This is a genomic window from Dellaglioa sp. CoH-56-MRSF-13 (assembly GCF_056782095.1).
Genome location: NZ_JBXAYC010000228.1, coordinates 1 through 233 on the forward strand (window position 1 = coordinate 1; position 233 = coordinate 233).

Annotated in this window: 1 protein-coding gene; it reads right to left on the bottom strand. The window is 59.2% G+C overall.

The features are described from left to right. Positions 1-12 precede the first annotated feature (12 nt). Positions 13-233 (bottom strand): hypothetical protein (locus AC1RP1_RS08500; RefSeq protein ID WP_481762806.1); only part of this gene is annotated, 221 nt, incomplete at its 5' end.

The following is a 233-nucleotide window of genomic DNA, read 5'->3' on the forward strand; positions in this document are numbered from 1 at the left end:
CTCCTAGTTCAATTACACGCGCAGACCAGCAGCGACCGAACGCGAGTTCGCGACCGAGATAGCGAGCGATTCGAACATCACCCAACCACGACCCGGCACCTTCTCGATGCTGATGTCGATCGGCTGCGATTGCAGACCGCCGCGATCCGAGTAAGCGCCGTGGTTCAGCGCGTCCGAGATCACGAAGAATTCGCCTTGGTTCAGGACCTTGTGTTCCGGGTGACGGTATGCGT